The 18,549-nt window shown below is 60.2% G+C and carries 20 protein-coding genes; 14 read left to right on the top strand and 6 right to left on the bottom strand.

The annotated features are described in order from the left end of the window. Positions 1-48: 48 nt before the first annotated feature. Positions 49-1,365, bottom strand: a complete 1,317-nt coding sequence (locus tag BZK31_RS01025) for an APC family permease (protein WP_083180894.1) — start codon at positions 1,363-1,365, stop codon at positions 49-51. A 492-nt stretch (positions 1,366-1,857) separates the two neighbouring features. Between BZK31_RS01025 and BZK31_RS01020 the strand changes: the two genes are divergently transcribed. The 6 genes from BZK31_RS01020 to BZK31_RS01000 all read left to right on the top strand — a co-directional run bounded on the left by BZK31_RS01020 (position 1,858) and on the right by BZK31_RS01000 (position 5,266). Beyond that, positions 1,858-2,403 carry a hypothetical protein gene (locus tag BZK31_RS01020; RefSeq protein ID WP_244182615.1) on the top strand — a complete coding sequence of 182 codons (546 nt, stop codon included), beginning with the start codon at positions 1,858-1,860 and terminating at the stop codon, positions 2,401-2,403. A 25-nt stretch (positions 2,404-2,428) separates the two neighbouring features. Then, entirely contained in the window at positions 2,429-2,671 is a 243-nt protein-coding gene (locus BZK31_RS01015) for a DUF1515 family protein (RefSeq protein ID WP_083180893.1), read from the top strand. Positions 2,672-2,800: 129 nt separating this feature from the next. Next, a complete protein-coding gene (locus tag BZK31_RS01010; protein WP_083180892.1) occupies positions 2,801-3,661 on the top strand; it encodes a CAP domain-containing protein in 861 nt (286 codons plus the stop codon). Positions 3,662-3,951: 290 nt separating this feature from the next. Then, positions 3,952-4,101: a hypothetical protein gene (locus BZK31_RS29645; RefSeq protein WP_167377811.1), complete on the top strand. Its 150-nt coding sequence runs from the start codon at positions 3,952-3,954 to the stop codon at positions 4,099-4,101. A 5-nt stretch (positions 4,102-4,106) separates the two neighbouring features. After that, positions 4,107-4,538, top strand: a complete 432-nt coding sequence (locus BZK31_RS01005) for an HhH-GDP family DNA glycosylase (protein WP_083180891.1) — start codon at positions 4,107-4,109, stop codon at positions 4,536-4,538. Between the two features lie 14 nt (positions 4,539-4,552). Then, positions 4,553-5,266, top strand: coding sequence for a DUF72 domain-containing protein (locus BZK31_RS01000; RefSeq protein WP_083180890.1), 714 nt, complete (start codon positions 4,553-4,555; stop codon positions 5,264-5,266). A 94-nt stretch (positions 5,267-5,360) separates the two neighbouring features. Here BZK31_RS01000 and BZK31_RS00995 read toward each other — a convergent pair whose 3' ends face one another. After that, complete coding sequence (locus BZK31_RS00995; RefSeq protein WP_083180889.1) at positions 5,361-5,591, bottom strand: hypothetical protein; 231 nt, start codon at positions 5,589-5,591, stop codon at positions 5,361-5,363. 91 nt (positions 5,592-5,682) lie between these two features. After that, the gene (locus BZK31_RS00990; protein ID WP_083180888.1) at positions 5,683-6,555 is read right to left on the bottom strand and encodes a LysR family transcriptional regulator; all 873 of its coding nucleotides are present in this window, start codon (positions 6,553-6,555) and stop codon (positions 5,683-5,685) included. Between the two features lie 132 nt (positions 6,556-6,687). Between BZK31_RS00990 and BZK31_RS00985 the strand changes: the two genes are divergently transcribed. Further along, complete coding sequence (locus tag BZK31_RS00985) at positions 6,688-7,113, top strand: VOC family protein (protein WP_083180887.1); 426 nt, start codon at positions 6,688-6,690, stop codon at positions 7,111-7,113. A 91-nt stretch (positions 7,114-7,204) separates the two neighbouring features. On the opposite strand, the gene mqo is transcribed toward BZK31_RS00985, so the two are convergent. Then, positions 7,205-8,857, bottom strand: a complete 1,653-nt coding sequence (gene mqo / locus BZK31_RS00980; protein ID WP_167377810.1) for a malate dehydrogenase (quinone) — start codon at positions 8,855-8,857, stop codon at positions 7,205-7,207. Between the two features lie 462 nt (positions 8,858-9,319). On the opposite strand from mqo, the gene BZK31_RS29345 reads away from it, so the two are divergent. The 5 genes from BZK31_RS29345 (at position 9,320) to BZK31_RS00960 (ending at position 14,689) form a co-directional block, all read left to right on the top strand. Further along, positions 9,320-9,463: a hypothetical protein gene (locus BZK31_RS29345; protein WP_157900686.1), complete on the top strand. Its 144-nt coding sequence runs from the start codon at positions 9,320-9,322 to the stop codon at positions 9,461-9,463. A gap of 356 nt (positions 9,464-9,819) precedes the next feature. Further along, on the top strand, positions 9,820-10,509 hold the full coding sequence (locus BZK31_RS00975) for a (2Fe-2S)-binding protein (protein ID WP_083180885.1): 690 nt from the start codon (positions 9,820-9,822) through the stop codon (positions 10,507-10,509). Beyond that, positions 10,509-11,492, top strand: coding sequence for an FAD binding domain-containing protein (locus BZK31_RS00970; protein WP_083180884.1), 984 nt, complete (start codon positions 10,509-10,511; stop codon positions 11,490-11,492). The genes BZK31_RS00975 and BZK31_RS00970 overlap by 1 nt, the downstream gene beginning before the upstream one ends. A 9-nt stretch (positions 11,493-11,501) precedes the next feature. Further along, positions 11,502-13,718, top strand: coding sequence for a xanthine dehydrogenase family protein molybdopterin-binding subunit (locus BZK31_RS00965; protein ID WP_083180883.1), 2,217 nt, complete (start codon positions 11,502-11,504; stop codon positions 13,716-13,718). Between the two features lie 2 nt (positions 13,719-13,720). Then, positions 13,721-14,689: an XdhC family protein gene (locus BZK31_RS00960; RefSeq protein ID WP_083180882.1), complete on the top strand. Its 969-nt coding sequence runs from the start codon at positions 13,721-13,723 to the stop codon at positions 14,687-14,689. On the opposite strand, the gene BZK31_RS00955 is transcribed toward BZK31_RS00960, so the two are convergent. Further along, a complete protein-coding gene (locus tag BZK31_RS00955; RefSeq protein WP_083180881.1) occupies positions 14,670-15,293 on the bottom strand; it encodes a nucleotidyltransferase family protein in 624 nt (207 codons plus the stop codon). The genes BZK31_RS00960 and BZK31_RS00955 overlap by 20 nt on opposite strands. 145 nt (positions 15,294-15,438) lie before the next feature. On the opposite strand from BZK31_RS00955, the gene BZK31_RS00950 reads away from it, so the two are divergent. Next, a complete protein-coding gene (locus tag BZK31_RS00950; RefSeq protein WP_083180880.1) occupies positions 15,439-16,023 on the top strand; it encodes a flavin reductase family protein in 585 nt (194 codons plus the stop codon). Between the two features lie 153 nt (positions 16,024-16,176). Here the strand turns inward: BZK31_RS00950 and BZK31_RS00945 are convergent, their stop codons facing one another. After that, positions 16,177-17,568, bottom strand: coding sequence for an aldehyde dehydrogenase family protein (locus BZK31_RS00945; RefSeq protein WP_083180879.1), 1,392 nt, complete (start codon positions 17,566-17,568; stop codon positions 16,177-16,179). Positions 17,569-17,669: 101 nt separating this feature from the next. Here BZK31_RS00945 and ptrR point away from each other — a divergent pair, with 101 nt between their 5' ends. Continuing rightward, complete coding sequence (gene ptrR / locus BZK31_RS00940; protein WP_083180878.1) at positions 17,670-18,548, top strand: putrescine utilization regulator PtrR; 879 nt, start codon at positions 17,670-17,672, stop codon at positions 18,546-18,548. Position 18,549: the final 1 nt, after the last annotated feature.

Raw genomic sequence — 18,549 nt, 5'->3', positions numbered from 1 at the left:
ACCGGCTCTGCCCCGGCTTGCTGCGCAGAACGTGTCAACGGACATTCGCTACTCGCTGATTTGCGAAACTGCCTGAGTCCCGGCCAGCCGCGTCAGACCGAACAGCACTGCGCCCACCACCAGCATCACGCCCGCACGCCACCAGGTTTCCGGGCCCTGCTGGGTCAGTAACAACAGGCAGGACAATATCCCGAGAACCGGAACCACCCAATGAACCTGAAAGTGCCCGGATTCGACCTTGTCACGCTTGAGGACCAGCACCGCAACGTTCACGCTGAGGAAAACGAACAGCAACAGCAGCACCACCGTTTCGGCAAGTACCGTCAGGGTGCTGGTGAAGGACAGTGCGATGGCGACCAGTGTGGTTGCCAGAATGGCGAAGCCGGGTGTGCGTCTGCGCGCAAGCACATTGCCCAGCATCGAAGGTAACAATCCCTGACGCGCCATGCCGAAGGTCAGGCGGCTGGCCATAATCATGGTCAGCAGCGCGCCGTTGGCCACGGCAATCAGCGCGATCATTGCAAACCAGGATGAAGGAATACCCAGACCCGAGGCTTTCACCACGTCCAGCAAGGGAGCCTGCGAATCCTTCAACTGCTCGACCGGCAACACCATTGCCGCACCGACCCCCACCAACATATACACCGCGCCGGCGATCAGTAGTGCTCCAAACAGCGCGCGAGGGTAAACCTTACGTACATCTTTGATTTCCTCCGCCAGATTGGCGGAGGTTTCGAAACCCACGAACGAATAGAACGCCAGCAGCGACGCCGCCAGAATGGCAGTCGCCGGCGACGCGCTGTCCAGTTCGAACATTCGTTGCGGCACGCCCTGGCCCTGACCGACAAACCACGCGGCGGCGACGATCACCATAAGCAGGCCGCTCAACTCGATGGTGGTCATCAGCAGATTGGCGCCCAGTGACTCCTTGATACCGCGAGCATTCAGCAGGCCGACGATGATCAGAAACCCGACGCAGACCCATTGCGCAGGAACGCTGATCAGCGCCTGCAGGTAATCACCGGCGAAGGCAACCGCCAACCCCGCCGCGCTGGTGACGCCCGCCGCAATCATTGAAAAACCGACCAGGAACGACAGCAATGGCTTGCCAAAGGCTTTTTCTGCGTACACCGCCGCACCTCCGGCACGCGGGTATTTGGTCACCAGTTCCGCATAGGAGGCCGCCGTTAGTAACGCAAAGCACAATGCAATCAGCAGCGGTGCCCAGATCGCGCCACCGACACGGCCCGCAATGGTGCCCGCCAGCGCATAGACGCCCGCCCCGAGTACGTCGCCAAGAATGAACAGCATCAGCATGGGGGCGGTGATGGCGCGCCTCAGCGAGGTGTTTTCGGAGGTGGCCATTGGCAAAGATCCTTCTTCAGTGGTCTGCGGCGTGTAGAACTCTGAACACCGCTGGACATGATCGTTCTGACTTTCGCGGCGCAGTGATAAAGGCCTGGCACTGAAGTATCCACTCAGCGATTCTCGCGTCGTTCCCGGCATCGCTTCAACAAGCGCTTGCGTGGTCCCTCTGGACGCAATTCGCGGGCTATGGCGCGCAGTATCCATCTGATTCTGCGCACGATGTCGCTGACCAGTGATGGCTTTACGCGTCGCTGCTTTTCAGTTACCGCCGTCATTTAACTCTCCCTAATCACTGGATATAGCCAGTCATGTCTGTCAGAAAAGTGAGTATGGGCAGGAAGGGAAATTCAACGCGGTTGCAAAGGGCGCTGACCAGCGGCGTTCTGCTGAATGCTTCGGAAGATGAAAATAACCGCTGTTAAAAAAGGAGCATGACGCGGCGCGTGCGGTCTCAGCTTTTGTCGGATCAATTCTCATGAGGGCAACACATTGAATATCGCATGCCTGGGATGGGGATCGTTGATCTGGGAGTCGGGCGCTTTGCCACTGGCGGGAGACTGGTATCTGGACGGCCCTCGAATGCCGATCGAGTTCTCCAGAGTGGGCGATGGTGGTGAGTTGTCTACCGCCATTTGCCTCGATGCGCCGTCGCTTACCGTGTGCTGGGCATTGCTCGACGTCGAAACCCTGGACCAGGCGTGCGCTGCATTGCGAGAACGCGAACAGGTATCGTCGCAGCGTGAGGATGGCGTCGGGACGCTGCTGGTCGCCGACAAGCCGGTGGGCGCGATCATGCGCTGGGCGCGTGAGCGTCGTATAGACGCAGTCATCTGGACCGCGCTGCCGCCGCGTTTCAAGGGTGTGGAAGGGCGCATCCTCTCTGCGCAGGATGCCGTTGCCTATCTTCGTGGCCTGACCGGGGACACGCTTGAGCATGCGCGACGCTACATTGAGCAGGTCCCCGAGCAGATCGACACGCCTTATCGGCGCATCATCGAGCGTCAGTTGGGATGGCATTTCGATCGGGCGCGTTGATCCGCAAATATCAAGGAGATGGCCTATGAAAAGTGACAGTCATCAGGATGTCGGCGCGGTGCAGACCACGCTGAAGCAATTGCGCGAAGACCTGCGCAACCTGGAACGCAGCGAGCTGGAGCGTGTGCAGCAGCTCCGCGGGCACCAGACCGTCGATGCGGTTGAGGCGATTGAGCAGTCATTTGTCAGGCTCAATCAGTCGGTCGCGGACATCGAGCAGACGCTTGCCCTGCTCGGTGAGGCGACAGGAGAACTCGGCAAACTCTGAGCGCTCTAGAAGAGACGCGCTGTTTTACGGATGAACCTTGGCCGCGCCGGGAGGTCCTATTCGAGCCTGAAAATCACGGCCGGTCAGTTGAGCCGTGTGGTCCCCATCTCTCTTGAGCCCATGCTTACCATGCCTGAATCTTCACGTTGTTCATGGCGCGTCTGGCTGTGCCTGATCCCGTTGTCATCGCTGTATGCTGCGCCCCTGATGGCGGCTCAGGAGCGGCAACTGGTCGAATCTATCAACGCCTATCGGGCCCAGCCGCAACGTTGCGATGCGCAAGTACCCAAACCCGCCAGGCCTCTGGTGCTCAACGAAAACGTCACGTTGCCCATCGATTTCAGTGGCAGCTCCCGGGAAGCGCTCAAGCTAGCAGGCTACCAGGCGGTGACTGTAAGGACGATTCGGCTGGCGGGCGCGCAAACTGCCAGTGAAGCGTTTGCTATGCTCAAGAATCGCTACTGCGGCGCCTTGCTCGATGCCCGGTACGCCGATATCGGTGTCATCCAGAATCGTAACGACTGGCGTGTAGTGCTGGCCCGGCCGCTGCTCGACAGCACATTGAGTGACGCTCGCGCCACCGGCAAATTGCTGTTGGAACAGGTCAACGCGGCGCGATCCAGGCCGCAGATGTGCGGTAAGCGTCCATTCGCGGCGGCACGGCCTGTGGTCTGGAACGCAACACTGGAGATGGCCGCTCAAGGACATAGCCAGTCGATGGCCAGTGAGAACTATTTTCAGCACCGTGGCTTCGATGGTGACTCACCCGCCGACCGGGCGCGGGCCGCCGGTTATGGAGGGCGACAGATCGGCGAAAACATCGCTGCCGGGCAAAGCTCTGCCAGCAAGGTCATGGCCAGCTGGCTGGCGAGTCCTGGTCATTGCGCCAACCTGATGAATCCGATGTTCACCGAGATGGGCGCTGCTTATTCGACCGGTGCCCAGACCGACTATGGCGTGTACTGGACGATGCTGTTCGGCGCTCCCTAAGTGCCGTACGAAAAGTGGCTGCGCTCGGTGGCACTGCGTTAACAACAGGCTCGGAATGCTGATTTACACCACGTAGGCTCCGCCTCCTTGCCTGTGTTTGCCTCGTCTGACTTTCGCCCGCCGACTTTCCGTACAGAGCCTGGCGGCCAAGCTGCATGACGACCGTTGGTCTAACGCTTGATCGGTCAGAGCAAACCCCGGCCCCGTCCTGATGGTCTGCTGGGGTGAAGCACGAAGCGTTAAAGGCTTGGTTGTTTCTTTTGGCAATGACGTAATCAGGAGTTTCAAAAATGAGCAAGCCAGCTTTATGTCTGGGTTTTTTCTGTCTGTTGGCCTTGCACGGCTGCTTCGATAATTCCGGCAACGAAACAAAGGATAATACCGACGGTAGCAAGTCCTCGGTACAGATGCAGGAAGGCAAGTCAGAGCAGAGCAAGTAACGGCCATGACCCAAGCCATCAGCGCCGCAGACCTGGGGATCGACTTTCGCAAGGATAAGGAAAAGGCCCTGTTCAAATGGCTGGTCGCCAGTTTCCTGATGGGCAAAAGGATTCAGGCGCAGATCGCTTGCGAGGCCTACCGCGTGATCGTCGAGCGACATGATCGCGATACGGCTCGCAAACTCGCGCATTGCACTCATCGTGAATTGGTCGGCCTGCTCGGACAGGCGCACTACGTCCGTTATGACGAGTCCACTGCGCAGAGGCTGTTGGCGCTATGCAAAACACTCAATGAAGGGTACAGCGGCAAGATACTCGACATGCATGAAGCGAGTGAGGGCAGGGCGGACTTCGAGAAGCGTCTGCTGACGTTCGATGGGGTGGGGCCCAAGACAGTGGAAATCTTCATGCGCGAAGCAGCCGGAGCGTTGTATTGAGCCCGGACAGGGCGATGTATATCGGCTGCGCAGGCTGGAGCGTGGCGAGTGCATACGGTGCGGCGTTTCCGTCCGACGGCAGCCATTTGCAGCGCTATGCGACGCGGTTCAGCGCGGTGGAAATCAACAGCTCGTTCTACCACCCTCATCGACCACAGACCTACGCGCGCTGGGCCGACTCGGTGCCTGACGATTTCCGTTTTTCAGTAAAACTGCCCAAACAGCTTAGCCATGAGCGGCGGTTGCATGAGTGCGAAGCTGAACTGGATGCCTTTCTCACGCAATGCACGCAACTGGGCCAAAAGCTGGGCTGTCTGCTGATTCAGCTTCCGCCATCCCTTCACTATGAGCCGCAAGTGGCCGAACGCTTTTTTCAGTGTTTGCGGCAGCGCTATGCCGGAGCGGTTGTGCTTGAGCCACGCCATGTGTCCTGGGGGCAGGCACGACCACTGTTGATCGAGCAGCGTATCGGACGGGTCGCGGCCGACCCTTCACCGCTTCCGGCTGGCGGTGATCCCGCGGGCTGGCAAGGGATACGCTACTGGCGTCTGCATGGTTCGCCGCAGATCTATCACAGTCCTTATGGCGCAGAGCGACTCGCCGCGCTGGTCGAGCCGATGCGTCGTTCGTTGGAGGAAGACGTACCGACCTGGTGCATCTTTGACAACACCGCCAGCGGAGCAGCCGTTGGCGATGCGTTGTTGTTACAGTCTTTGCTTGCGGGCTGATCGCCCGTGTCTGGTCGTGTCAGCCCCGGTCTGTATGAGGTGAAGGCGCATGTTGTAAGTGCTGAATCTTGCAGCGCCAAGATGAGTTTCGCCTCTAGAGCTTGCGCTCGACCTCACGATTCTTTTCGTTGAGCCGTTCGGCGTCCTGTTCCTTCTCCCGGGTGGATGTGGGGGTGATCACCTTGTCAACGCCTTCGCTGGGCGAGTCCTGATCCTCAAGGTCCTTGCGCACTACCTCCACCGGCTCGCCGGACTGGTCCACGGTGGGTGTGTAGGGTTTGTCTTGCGAAGAGGTGTCTTTAGGTCCTGCGTGCGGGTCATTCATGTCGATTCCTCACTGATGATCGTATTCGTTGGAGAGACCCACGCAAGAACGAGTTCGATGTTTTTTGCTTCACATCTGCGAACAGGCCCGTTCACTGCGACGTGGCAGGGTTCAGCAGCAGATCGATGAGGGTGATGGTGGGTTCGTCGAGACTCTGGCGTGCTCGATGCACCAGGCCCACATCGCGGTGAAAGGTTCGTTCGCCAAGCTCTACGGCGCGAATACCTTCGGGCCATGCGCGGTGGCTGGCGGTTTGTGGGATCAGCGCCACGCCCAGACCACGCGCCACCAGTTTGATGATGGCCTCCAGTTCATCCAGTTCGCAGACCTCCCGGACGCTGAACGGCATCTGGCGCAGAAAGCGGTCAACCTGACGGCCGCCGAACGAGGAGCGGTCGTACCGGATCAGGGGCTGCGATGCCAGCAGCTCAGCCCAGTCGTCGCCCGGCATGTCCGCGGGCACGATCAAGCGATAAGGTTCCTGCGCCAGGCTGGTCCAGCGCAGGTCGCTTTGCAGCGAGAACGGTGGCCGGATGATCGCTGCCAGATCAATCTCGCCGGCGTCCACCTGATTCACCAGATTCATCGACACGCCCGGAATGACCCTTGTCCGACAATGCGGCCAAAGTGCATGAAACGCAGCCAGGGCATCCGGTAGCAGCGAGCATTGCATCGAGGCGATGGCACCGAGGGTCAGATGCCGCACAGCAGGCTGTCCGGCAGGGCTGGACCCAAGGTTGTGATAAAGCCGGAGCAGTTCCTGCGCCTGCAATAGCGTTTGGTGACCCATCCGGTTCAACTGCGCAGTGCGGCCCTTGCGCTCGAACAATGCAAAGCCCAACTCGGCTTCCAGGCGTTGCATTTGCGCACTCACAGCCGCCTGAGTGAGGCCGATCCGCTGACCGGCCGCAGCGAAGGTACCGGTTTGCGCCACCGCCACCAGCGTCTTCAGTTCGCGAATCATTCATCAATCTCTTTTGTGTATTGTGGAAATATATATTGATTTTTTTGTTAGGTCGCCCCGTCTATGCTTTTCATCCAGTGTCACAAGGACGCAAACCGACGTCCTCCGACCATTCTGACCGTGGAGCTATTGATGAGCCTTTCTCCGTTTCACCTTGCAATACCGGTATACGACCTGGCCGCAGCGCGGACTTTTTATGGCGAAGTGTTCGGGCTCGCGGAAGGGCGCTCCAGCGCGCAATGGGTCGATTTCGATTTTTACGGGCACCAGTTGGTGATTCACGAGCATCCCAAGACTTCATCCCAAGAGCATGTGCACAGCAACGCGGTAGATGAGCACGACGTACCGGTGCCGCATTTCGGCATCATTCTGCATTGGGAGCAGTGGGAAGCGCTGGCCGAGCGACTGAGGTCGCTGGGTACCCGCTTCGTGATCGAGCCTTACATCCGCTTCAAGGGCCAGGTGGGTGAACAGGCCACGATGTTTCTGTTCGACCCGTGCGGCAATGCATTGGAGTTCAAAGCGTTCAAGGACATGAGTCAGTTGTTCGCCAAATAGTCGGCTGCTGCGCGTTCCGGCAAAGCGAGCAGACACAAAAAAGCCCCGCCAGACCAGGTCTGGCGGGGCTTTGCTTCAAGCGTTACAGGCCTTAAAGCGCCATGTCACTGGCAGGGTTGCTTTCACGCTTTGGTGCAGGCTGACCTGCAGGAGCCGGAGCGGCGGCTGCAGAGGCCTTGTTCACTGGCGGCGGCGGAGTCAGTTGCAGGACTTCGGCGGTGTAAGCCCATTCCTGAGCAACATGATCCGGGTTGTCGTTCAGCTTGGTGCCGTAGCTTGGCACGATCTGGCGCAGTTTTTCCTGCCAGGCCGGGGTCGCTACCTTGTCCTTGAAGACTTTTTCGAGCACGCCGAGCATGATCGGCGCTGCGGTCGAGGCACCTGGCGATGCGCCCAGCAGACCGGCAATGGAGCCGTCCTTGGAAGCAACGATCTCGGTACCCAGCTTCAGGACGCCGCCCTTCTCTTCGTCACGCTTGATGATCTGAACGCGTTGACCGGCCTGCATCAGGCGCCAGTCTTCTTTCTTGGCGTTCGGGAAGTACTGCTGCAGTGCAGCGAAGCGATCATCATCGGACATCATGACCTGGCCGGCCAGGTATTCGATCAGCGGATACTGAGCGATACCGACGCGGGTCATTGGCCACACGTTGTGGGTCGTGGTGCTGGTCAGCAGGTCCAGGTAAGAACCGTTTTTCAGGAACTTGGTGGAGAAGGTCGCGAATGGGCCAAACAGGATCACGCGCTTGCCGTCCAGAACACGGGTGTCCAGGTGTGGAACCGACATGGGTGGCGCACCAGTGGATGCGATACCGTAGGCCTTGCCCATGTGCTGCATGGCCAGGGTCTGGTTCTCGGTCACCAGCCACGAACCGCCGACCGGGAAGCCGCCGTATTCCTTGGCTTCAGGAATGCCCGACTCCTGCAGCAGGTGCAGGGCTGCGCCACCGGCACCGATGAACAGGAACTTGGCGTCGGTCTCGGTTTCGGTACCGTCTTTCAGGTTTTTGTACTTGACACGCCAGCTGCCGTCGTCGTTGCGGCTGATGTCCTGGACTTCGCTGGACAGCTGCAGGTTGAAGTTAGGCTTGGCTTTGAGCGTGGCGACGAACTGGCGAGTGATCTCGCCGAAGTTCACGTCAGTACCGATCGGGCTCCAGGTCACGGCCAGCTTCTGCGCCGGGTCGCGACCTTCCATCATCAATGGAACCCACTTCTTGATCTGCTCGTGGTCTTCGGAGTACTGCATGCCGCTGAACAGCGGGCTCGATTGCAGTGCAGCGTAACGCTTGCGCAGGAACTCGATGTTGTTGTCGCCCCACACGAAACTCATGTGCGGCGTGGAGTTGATGAACGAACGAGGGTTCTTCAGAACGCCGGTCTTGACCTGCCACGACCAGAACTGGCGGGAGATCTGGAACGCTTCGTTGATCTCGATGGCTTTGGAGATATCAACGTTGCCGTTCTTGTCTTCAGGGGTGTAGTTCAGCTCGGCCAGCGCGGAGTGGCCGGTACCGGCGTTGTTCCAGCCGTTGGAGCTTTCTTCGGCCACGCCATCGAGGCGCTCGACCATTTCCATCGACCAGCTCGGCTCAAGCTCATTGAGCCATACTGCCAGGGTCGAACTCATGATGCCGCCACCGACCAGCAGTACATCAACTTTCTTGGCTTCGGCCGAGTGCGCGGGCATCATCCCGAGCGACATGGCCAGACCCAGAAGGGCCGTGTTCACTTTCTTCAACATGCTGTAATCCATTTGATAAATGCCATCCGCCGACTGCTCCTGATGACCGGGAACCGCGTACGCCGCAACGCATGCGACAAACGCCCGCACCTTCAGGGACTAGAGGTGGACATACAAGGCCAATACAATACTGCTCAAGACCTCACTTTATGTCCTACTGCGCTGGCTTCTTATCGTCATTGGATTCAGCGTCATGAAGCGACATGTGCTAATGGGTGCAACGCCGTGTTCGGGACGAATCCCGTCACGCATGCGTAATGCGCACCTGTATCAGCCTGTTCACGGAGTCTTGGACGCCGCACGGGGCCATGGAGACACGCTCTAAAGGCGTTTTTTGTCCTCGCCTGAAGCGACAAGCCATGGTGCCATATCGGCAAGACGCGGCATTTTCGCACACTGTGCCCCCTCGACGCGAGGTGCCAACATGATATCCGTCATTAATGCGCCGCCCGAGGCGCCTCAATGTCTGCCCTGATCTGTATCGCCATTTTTCCGCGCAGCTTTAACCCGTCGGCAGCAATGGCCGAAATGTCGCCTGTTCGAAATCGTCAGAAGGCTCAGGATCAGCCCGACGGCATCAGTCTTGCGGTCAGTCGTGCCGATTGATGAGCAGAACTCACTACTTCACGTAACGCACGACGGCTAATACCCGCTGTTACCCGATGCTAAGGTCCTTCAGCAGGCTCCCTCTGCCCCTGCCTCGGCAGATAAGGGCTGCGGGTGCCAATTCCTACACATGTCGCAACATCTGCCTGGCATGAGCCCCAATCGAATCGTTGAACTTTCGACGTGCCAGCCAGTTAAACATTTATTAGGACCGTAATACCAAAAGGCCCCAGCCTCACGACTGGCTTGGCCGCCCGCTGCAACGGGGGACTGACCCACCCTGATCGGTGCCTCCGCGCCGGACACAATAACGCCCGCCACTTCAGAGCAGTGACGGCTATGACCAGGTGATTCTGATGAGTGATACAAAGACGCACAAAGGACCTGTTGCCGATGATGCCGTGCAGCCTTCGCGGCGTAACTTTCTGAAGTTCGGCGCATCTGGAATTGCCGCCGCAACCTTATCGACCTGGATCCCGGCCGACGGTATGTTGCAGGCCGCGCCTGCGCCGGCGCCGGTCGTGTTGGAGGATACCGATGCACCTGGCGTCGGTGAGCACCGTATTCAATTGAAGGTCAATGGCCAGGCGCATGCTTTGAATGTCCCCGCCAATGCGGTGCTGCTCGACGTGCTGCGTGACCGCCTGCAACTGACCGGCACCAAGAAAGGTTGCGATCACGGCCAGTGCGGCGCCTGTACGCTGCTGGTCAACGGTGTGGCGATCAATTCCTGTCTGTCGATCGCTATCCAGCACGATGGTGACAGCATCACCACGATCGAAGGACTGGCCCAGAACGGTCAATTGCATCCGGTGCAGGAAGCCTTCTGGGAACACGATGCCTACCAGTGCGGTTACTGCACGTCAGGGCAGATCATGAGTGCCGTGGCGATTCTTCAAGACCCGAACATTCCCACTGACGACGCGAGCGTCAGAGAGGCCATGAGCGGCAACATTTGTCGCTGTGGCGCCTACAAGAACATTCTGTCGGCAGTGCAGTCGGCACGTTCGAAAATGCCGGCCTCGAAGACAGGGGGGGCGGTCTGATGAGAACCTTCGATTACGCGCGAGCTACGTCGCCTGCCCAGGCTGTCAGCACGGCAGCCGGACAAGATGCGCGCTTTTACCTCGCGGGCGGCACGACGCTGTTGGATCTGGTCAAGCTGGACGTCATGCAGCCGCAACAGCTCGTGGACATAAATCACTTGGCACTCAAGCAGATCGAATCGTTGCCTGATGGGCGCCTGCGGATCGGTGCGCTGGTCAGCAACACCGACATGGCTAATCATGCGCTGGTGCGCGAGCGCTATCCTGTTGTGTCACACGCCATCCTTGCCGGGGCTTCCACGCAGCTGCGCAACAAGGCGACCACGGCCGGCAACCTCATGCAACGCGTGCGTTGCCCTTATTTTCGCGATGGCTTTTCCGCCTGTAACAAGCGCGAACCCGGTTCTGGCTGTGCGGCCATTGGTGGCCTGAACCGTAGCGTGCATGCGGTACTGGGTACGAGCGATCAATGCATTGCCACACACCCTTCCGACATGTGTGTCGGCATTGCTGCGGTTGGCGCGCAGGTGACTATTCAAGGTCCCAACGGTAGCCGCGACATTCCGTTTGCCGACTTTCATCTGCTGCCAGGCGACAACCCGGAGCGCGAGCACGCGTTGGCTCCCCACGAGTTGGTCACGCATGTGACGCTGGATGCGCCATTGCCCGGCAGCCGCTCCAGCTACCTGAAGCTGCGTGACCGAACCTCGTATCAGTTCGCTCTTGCTTCGAGCGCGGTCGTGGTGGTCATGGATGGCAAGCGCGTGGCGGATGCGCGTATCGCGCTGGGCGGCGTCGGCACCAAGCCGTGGCGTGCCGTCGAGGCGGAGCGGGCGTTGATCGGTCAGCGAGCCGACATGGAAAGCTTCGCTCGGGTCGCCGCGCTGGCCATGCAGGGCGCTAAGGCCTATGAACACAACGCCTTCAAGATCCCGTTGGGTGAGCAGGTCATTGTCCGCAACCTTCGTGACCTGACGGCGTAGGAGTTTTCCATGAGTGAGCAGATTATCGGCACGCCGCAGCGTCGCATCGACGGCGGCAAAAAGGTCAGCGGCGAAGCGCGTTACGCCGCCGATCACCCGGTCAAAGACATGCTGTACGCATATGGCGTTTACAGCACCATCGCCAGCGGCCGGATACTGGCCGTCAATGACCAGGACGCACGCAAGATGCCGGGCGTGGTCGAAATTTTCCATCACGGCAACTTCCCGGACCTGCACCGCACCCCGGATGCCGCCCTGAGCTTCGCCAAGATGCTGTCCGCGAGCAAGGCCGATGAACATCGCCTGCCGTTTGAAGATGACCGCGTGTATTACCCCGGCCAGTTCGTGGCTCTGGTGGTTGCCGAGAGTTTCGAGCAGGCCCGGGCCGCGGCCCATCGGGTGAAGGTCGACTATCAAGAGGCCAAACCGGTCAAGGATCTGCAGGAGGCCTTGCGAACCCAGGGCGCTCGTGATGGCGGAGCAGGGCATACGCGTGGCAACCCGGATGGCGCATTCCTGAGCGCGACCAGAAAAATCGATCAGACGTACACCACGCCGGTCGAAGTTCATAATCCGATGGAAATGCACGCCAGCACCGCCTGGTGGCAGGACGGCAAACTCTATGTGTATGAAAGCACCCAGGGTGTAGTCAACCATCGCAACTTGCTGGCCAACGTATTCGACCTGCCGCCGGACCGCGTCGAGGTGCGCGCGCCGTTCATAGGTTCCGGATTTGGCGGCAAGCTCTGGCCATGGCCGCATTCGGTTGCCGCTTGCGCCGCGTCCAGAGTCACCCGCCGCCCCGTGCAACTGGTGCTGCCGCGAGCGCAAATGTTCACGACCGTGGGGCATCGTCCGGAAACCCGTCAGCGCCTGCGTCTGGCCAGTGATGCGGATGGCAAGCTGGTTTCGATCCGTCACGAGTCGTTCAACAGTACGTCGACTCTGGACGATTACACCGAAAACTGCGGTGGCGTTACCAAAAGCCTGTACGGCTGCGACAACGTATTGGTTAGCCACCGGATCGGCGCTGTCAATCGCGGAGCACCGACATCGATGCGTGCGCCTGGCGCTGCGCCGGGTCTGTTCGCATTGGAGTCGGCCATCGACGAGCTGGCGCTGGCTAATGGCATGGACCCTCTGGCATTTCGCAAGTTGAACCTCTCGGACAAGGATCAAAGTGCCGGGCTGCCCTGGTCCAGCAACCATCTGCCCGAAGCCATCGACAAGGCCGCCGAGCGCTTCGGCTGGCAAGCCCGCAAGGCTGACGTCGGCTCGATGCGGGACGGCGACGAAATCATCGGTTATGGCATGGGTGCCTGCAATTGGGAGGCCTATCAGGTGCCGACCGATGCGCGCGTCATTCTACGCTCCGACGGCACGGCCCTTGCGCAATGCGGCCTGCAGGACATCGGCACGGGCACTTACACCATCGTTGCCCAGACCGTCAGCCAGCTGACCGGCATCCCTCTTGATCGGGTCGAAGTGGAGCTGGGCAGTTCGTCGTTCCCGGCGGGCCCCGTGTCCGGAGGTTCGTGGGTGACCGCCAGCGTGATGCCGGCGATTGCCGGTGCCACGCGTGATGCGCTGCACAAGCTTCGACAGTATGCCGTGGGCAAGAACGCAGCGTTTGCCGGGCAGGACGCCGATTCGATCAAGGTCGAGAACGGCCAGTTGGTCTCGGGCGAACAGCGCGTCAGTTTCGTCGACGTGTTGAAAGGGCAGCGTCTCTCACGCGCCGAGGGCAACTTTCAAAGCGGCATGCCGCAGGCCGGGAAATTCTCGTTTCGTTCGTTCGGCGTACATTTTGTCGAAGTGCGCTGGGACCCGGGCATTTCCAGCCTGCGCGTTTCGCGTGTGGTCAGCGCCATCGACGTGGGTAAGGTGGTCAATCCGCTGGCGGCGCGCAATCAGGTCGAAGGTGCCATCGTCATGGGGATTGGCATGGCGCTGTTCGAAGCCGCTGAATTCGATCCGCGCAGCGGTCTGCCGGTCAATAACAACTACGCCGAGTACGTGGTGCCGGTACATGCGGACCAGCCTGACATCGATGTGATCCTGCTCGACTACCCGGATTACAACCTCGGCGAGTTCGGCGCGCGCGGTATTGGCGAAATTGGCGTGACGGGGCTGGCGGCGGCGGTGGCGAACGCCGTTTATCACGCCACCGGCAAACGGGTGCGCAATCTGCCCATTACCAAAGAAAAATTGATGGCAGGGCGGTAACGATGAAGCAACTTGACTTGCAGGTTATCCAGCAGGCGCGTGACTGGCTGGCAACTGGCAAATCCGTGTGGCTGTGCACCGTGCTCTCGACCTTTGGCTCCGCTCCGCGCGGGCCGGGGGCGATGCTGGTGGCGCTTGGCAGTGGTGAGCATCGTGGTTCGCTGTCGGGCGGCTGTGTGGAGGACGACTTTCTTGAAAGGCTGACTGCCGGTCAGTTCGAGCCGGTCAATCAGGTCGTTCGTTACGGTGACGGCGGCCTGGCTCCAACGCTGGCGTTGCCATGCGGTGGCGTGCTGGACGTACTGATCGAATGCATCACGCCCGGCCCTGAGGCCGACGCACACCTGGCCGCCGTGGAGCAAGCGCTGGCCGGGCGTAGGCTGATCGGTCGCCAAGTGCTTCTTGGTGGCGTGCAGCGAAGCAACGGCCCGGCTGCATTGGGCGAGTCGCGGGTGCACATCGACGGCGAGCGCATCAGTATCCGCATGGGGGCCGTGTATCGCGTGCTGTTGGCCGGTTTGTCGCCGGTGGCCGAGTTCTGTGCCAGTTTCGCCGTCGCCATGGGGTACGAGGTGATCGTCTGTGATCCGCGTACCGAAGTCACGGCCGGTTTTTCGATGGCTGGCGTAGAAGTGCGCGACGTCCTGCCAGCGGTGTTCATTGCTGAAGGCGGCTGCCATGCTTCGACGGCTGTGCTGGCGCTGACCCACGATCCGAAACTGGATGACCTGAGCATGCTGGAAGCAGTTCGCACCGAAGCGTTCTACATCGGCGCCATGGGTTCCATGCGCACCAGCGGCAAGCGTAAGGAGCGTCTGGCGCGGATTGGCGGACTCGATGAGCAGGCGCTCGCCCGGATACATGCACCGATCGGTCTGAATCTGGGCAGCAAGACGCCCGCGGAAATCGCCATTGCGGTCATGGCCGACATTCTAAGGGTCGCCAACGGCGTCAGTCGTCAGACGCTTTAGCGAAGGTCTGGCAGGCCAGCGCCAGTGCCGCTCGCGTGTCGGCATCGCGCAGAATGCCGGGATCATCGCAGGCCAGGACGTCACAGTGCTCAGGGTGGCTTTTGATAATCGATCTAGCGCCCTGATCGCCTTCAAGATTCAGCAGCAGCGGCCAGAAATCTCGCCCGATGATCACCGGATGTCCGCGTTGCCCGTCATGGCCAGGCAGTACGATGCGATGCGGATTCGCCATTGCGGCAAGATTGCGTAGCGTGGCGGGCTGAATCCATGGCATGTCGGCCAGCAGAACGGCCACGGCGTTGGCATCGGATGGCGTCAGCGCGGCGATGCCGCTGGCCAGGCTGTGACCCATACCCAGATCTGCCTGTGGACTGCGCACCACTGTCACGTCTGGCGCAACGCCAAGCGCGTCCGCGTCATCTTCCTCCCTCAATACCACCCAGACATCGCTGAAAGCCTGCTGCGCGTTATCGATGCTTGCGCGCAATAAGGTGCGGCCACAGGGCAGCGTGGCGCGACGCTTGTCACCTTCGAAGCGCCTGCTACGGCCTGCTGCGAGGAGCAGTGCGAACACTCGGGGAATTGGGCGGTCTATGCTGGTCAATCCAGTGCCTTAATTAGCAAGGTGGAGGAAATGGCGCCTGCTCATGATGCGCCAGAGCGCACGATGGCCTAAGCGTGAGACACGCACAATGCCTTATCTCCCTGCCTTTTTGCAGTGACAAGATTTACATTTTCGGGAGTTCCACGTGAACAATCATATTCGCCCAGTCGAACTGGAAAAGGCCTATCGCCTGCTTAACCATGGCCCGACCGTGCTGGTGTCGTCCGCTCACGACGGCGTCCACAATGTGATGGCTGCGGCCTGGGCCTGCGCACTGGACTTCTCGCCGCCCAAGGTCACGCTGGTGATCGACAAGATGACCAAGACCCGCGGCATGGTGGAAAAAAGCGGCTATTTTGCGCTGCAGGTGCCGAATCGGGAGCAATTGAACCTGACGTTCGAAGTCGGCACGCAGAGCCTGATCTTCACCCCGGACAAGCTGGACAAGGCCGGTGCAGAACTGTTTCGCATCGAGGGCCATGACACGCCGCTGGTGGCCGGATGCTCTGCCTGGATGATCTGCAAAGTGATCCCCGAGCCGCACAACCAGCAGACTTACGACCTGTTCATTGCCGAAGTGGTCGGTGCCTGGGCGGATGCCCGCGTGTTTCGCGATGGGCACTGGGAGTTCGAAAAGGCCGACCCGAAGTGGCGCAGTCTGCACTACGTCGCGGGCGGGCATTTCTACACCATTGGTGACGCTGCCGTGGTGGAGACGCAGGAGGAGTGAGGGTTGGTGGGCCAGTCTCGCGCAGTCACGGGACTTGGCGTTCTCGGGGCAAGATATGTGCACTCGACCCGACTGCAAAACAGCGATGAATCCGAAGCGGTCACGTGGCCTGATGCAGGAATTGCCACGGACAGCTTCGGGTCTGTGCATCATTCAGTTGCGATCACGCCACACCGTTTGCGCATTGGTGAACTCGCGCACGCCAAAATGCGACAGCTCGCGCCCGTAACCGCTTTTCTTCACGCCGCCGAAGGTCACACGCGGGTCTGAAGCGCTATAGCCGTTGATGAACACGCCTCCGGTGTCTAGTTGATCAGCCAGATGCTCGGCCAGTTCCAGATCGGCGGTGTACACCGTCGCGGTCAGGCCGAAGTCACTGTCGTTGGCCAGCGTCAGCGCATGCTGAGCATTGCGGGCGGTAATGATCGATGCCACAGGGCCGAACAGTTCCTCCTTGAAAGAGGTCATTCGGTCAGTCACATCGCCCAGCACCGTCGGCGCGTAGAAATTGCCCGGGCCTGCGATTTTTTCACCGCCCAGCAATAACGTCGCACCTTCGGCGAGGGTAGCCTGAACCTGGCCGTCCAGTTCGTCACGCAGATCGAAGCGCGCCATCGGGCCTATATAGGTGGTGTCCTGAGACGGATCGCCAACCACCAGTTTGCGCGTCTCTTCAACGAACCTGCGAGTGAATTCCTCGACCACACCGGCTTCGATGATCAGGCGCTTGGCTGCGGCGCAGACTTGCCCGGTGTTCTGGTAGCGACCGATTACCGCTGCCTTGACGGCCTGATCCAGATCCGCATCGTTGAGCACGATGAACGGGTCGGAGCCCCCTAGTTCCAGCACACTCTTTTTCAGCGCCGCGCCGGCCTGTGCACCAATGGCCTGACCTGCCCGGACACTGCCGGTGAGGGTCACGGCGGCGATTCGTGGATCGGCAATGGCTCTGGACACGCCGTCCTGGGTCACGTTAATGACCTCGAACACACCCTCCGGAAAACCTGCACGCTTCAATGCTGCGCGCATCAAATAGGCGCTGCCCATTACGTTGGGGGCGTGCTTGAGAACATAGGTGTTGCCTGCCAGCAACGTCGGCACCGCGCCACGCAGCACCTGCCAGATCGGGAAATTCCACGGCATCACCGCGAGGATCGGGCCGAGCGGGCGGTATTCGATACGTGCCTTGTCGTGCTCGACCTGAGTCGACTCGGCAGCCAGCATCGCTGGCCCCTGAGCGGCGTACCAGTCGCACAGCTGAGCGCATTTTTCGACTTCGCCTCGAGCCTGCTTGATCGGCTTGCCCATTTCCTGGCTGATCATTCGTGCAATGGATTCCGCGTCTTCGCGCAAGCTCTGGCCCAGTGCGATGATCAAGCGTGCACGTTCGTCGAGGCTGCGGCGCTTCCAGTCGGCAAAGCCGCTGGAGGCCCGGGCGAGGGCATTATCCAGTTCGATGTCGGATTCATAGGCGTAATGGCCGATCTGCTCGCCGGTCGCGGGGTTGATCGAAATTGCATGGGTGGTGCTGGAAATCTGGGTCATGGTGCCATCCTGTTCAGGTGGGAATGAGGCCAGACTACCGCCGTGCTATGCTTCGCGAAACTGAATAATACTGATCGTATCTTTCACATTTGGAGAATGGTGTGGATCTGGTCCAACTGGAAATGTTCAAAGCCGTCACCGAACACGGCAGTATCAGCGCCGCTGCGCAGCACATCCATCGGGTGCCTTCCAACCTGACCACGCGCATCAAGCAATTGGAACAGGATCTGGGCGTGGACCTGTTCATCCGCGAGAAACTGCGTTTACGCCTGTCGCCCGCTGGCTGGAATTTTCTCGATTACACGCGAAGGATTCTGGAACTGGTGCATGAGGCGCGCCTGTCGGTCTCCGGCGACGAGCCGCAGGGTCCGTTTTCCCTGGGGTCGCTTGAGAGCACGGCGGCGGTGCGCATTCCCGCGTTGCTGGCGGCCTATAACCAGCAGTACGCCAAGGTCGAGCTGGACCTGAGCACCGGGCCATCCGGCACGATGATCGATGGCGTACTGGCCGGGCGGCTGGTGGCGGCGTTCGTCGATGGCCCGGTGCTGCACCCTTCGCTGGACGGCGTTCCTGTCTTCGACGAAGAGATGGTAGTCATTGCACCGCTGCACCATGCGCCGGTAACGCGTGGCCGTGATGTGAGCGGAGAGAGCATTTACGCGTTTCGCGCCAATTGCTCGTACCGCCATCATTTCGAGCGCTGGTTCACCGACGATGCCGCAGTGCCGGGCAAGATTCACGAGATGGAGTCTTACCACGGCATGCTGGCCTGCGTCAGTGCCGGGGCCGGTCTGGCGCTGATGCCGCGCAGCATGCTGGAAAGCATGCCCGGTTGTGCGACGGTCAGCGTCTGGCCGCTGTCGGAAGCTTTTCGCTATCTGCAGACCTGGCTGATCTGGCGCCGCGGTACGGACTCGCGCAGCTTGACGCGTTTCGTCGAGCTGGTTCAGGCCCATGACGGTGCGCACAGGCCCGCTTGAG

Source organism: Pseudomonas floridensis (genome assembly GCF_002087235.1).
Taxonomy (GTDB): domain Bacteria; phylum Pseudomonadota; class Gammaproteobacteria; order Pseudomonadales; family Pseudomonadaceae; genus Aquipseudomonas; species Aquipseudomonas floridensis.
This window is presented reverse-complemented; position numbering and strand designations above follow the sequence as displayed.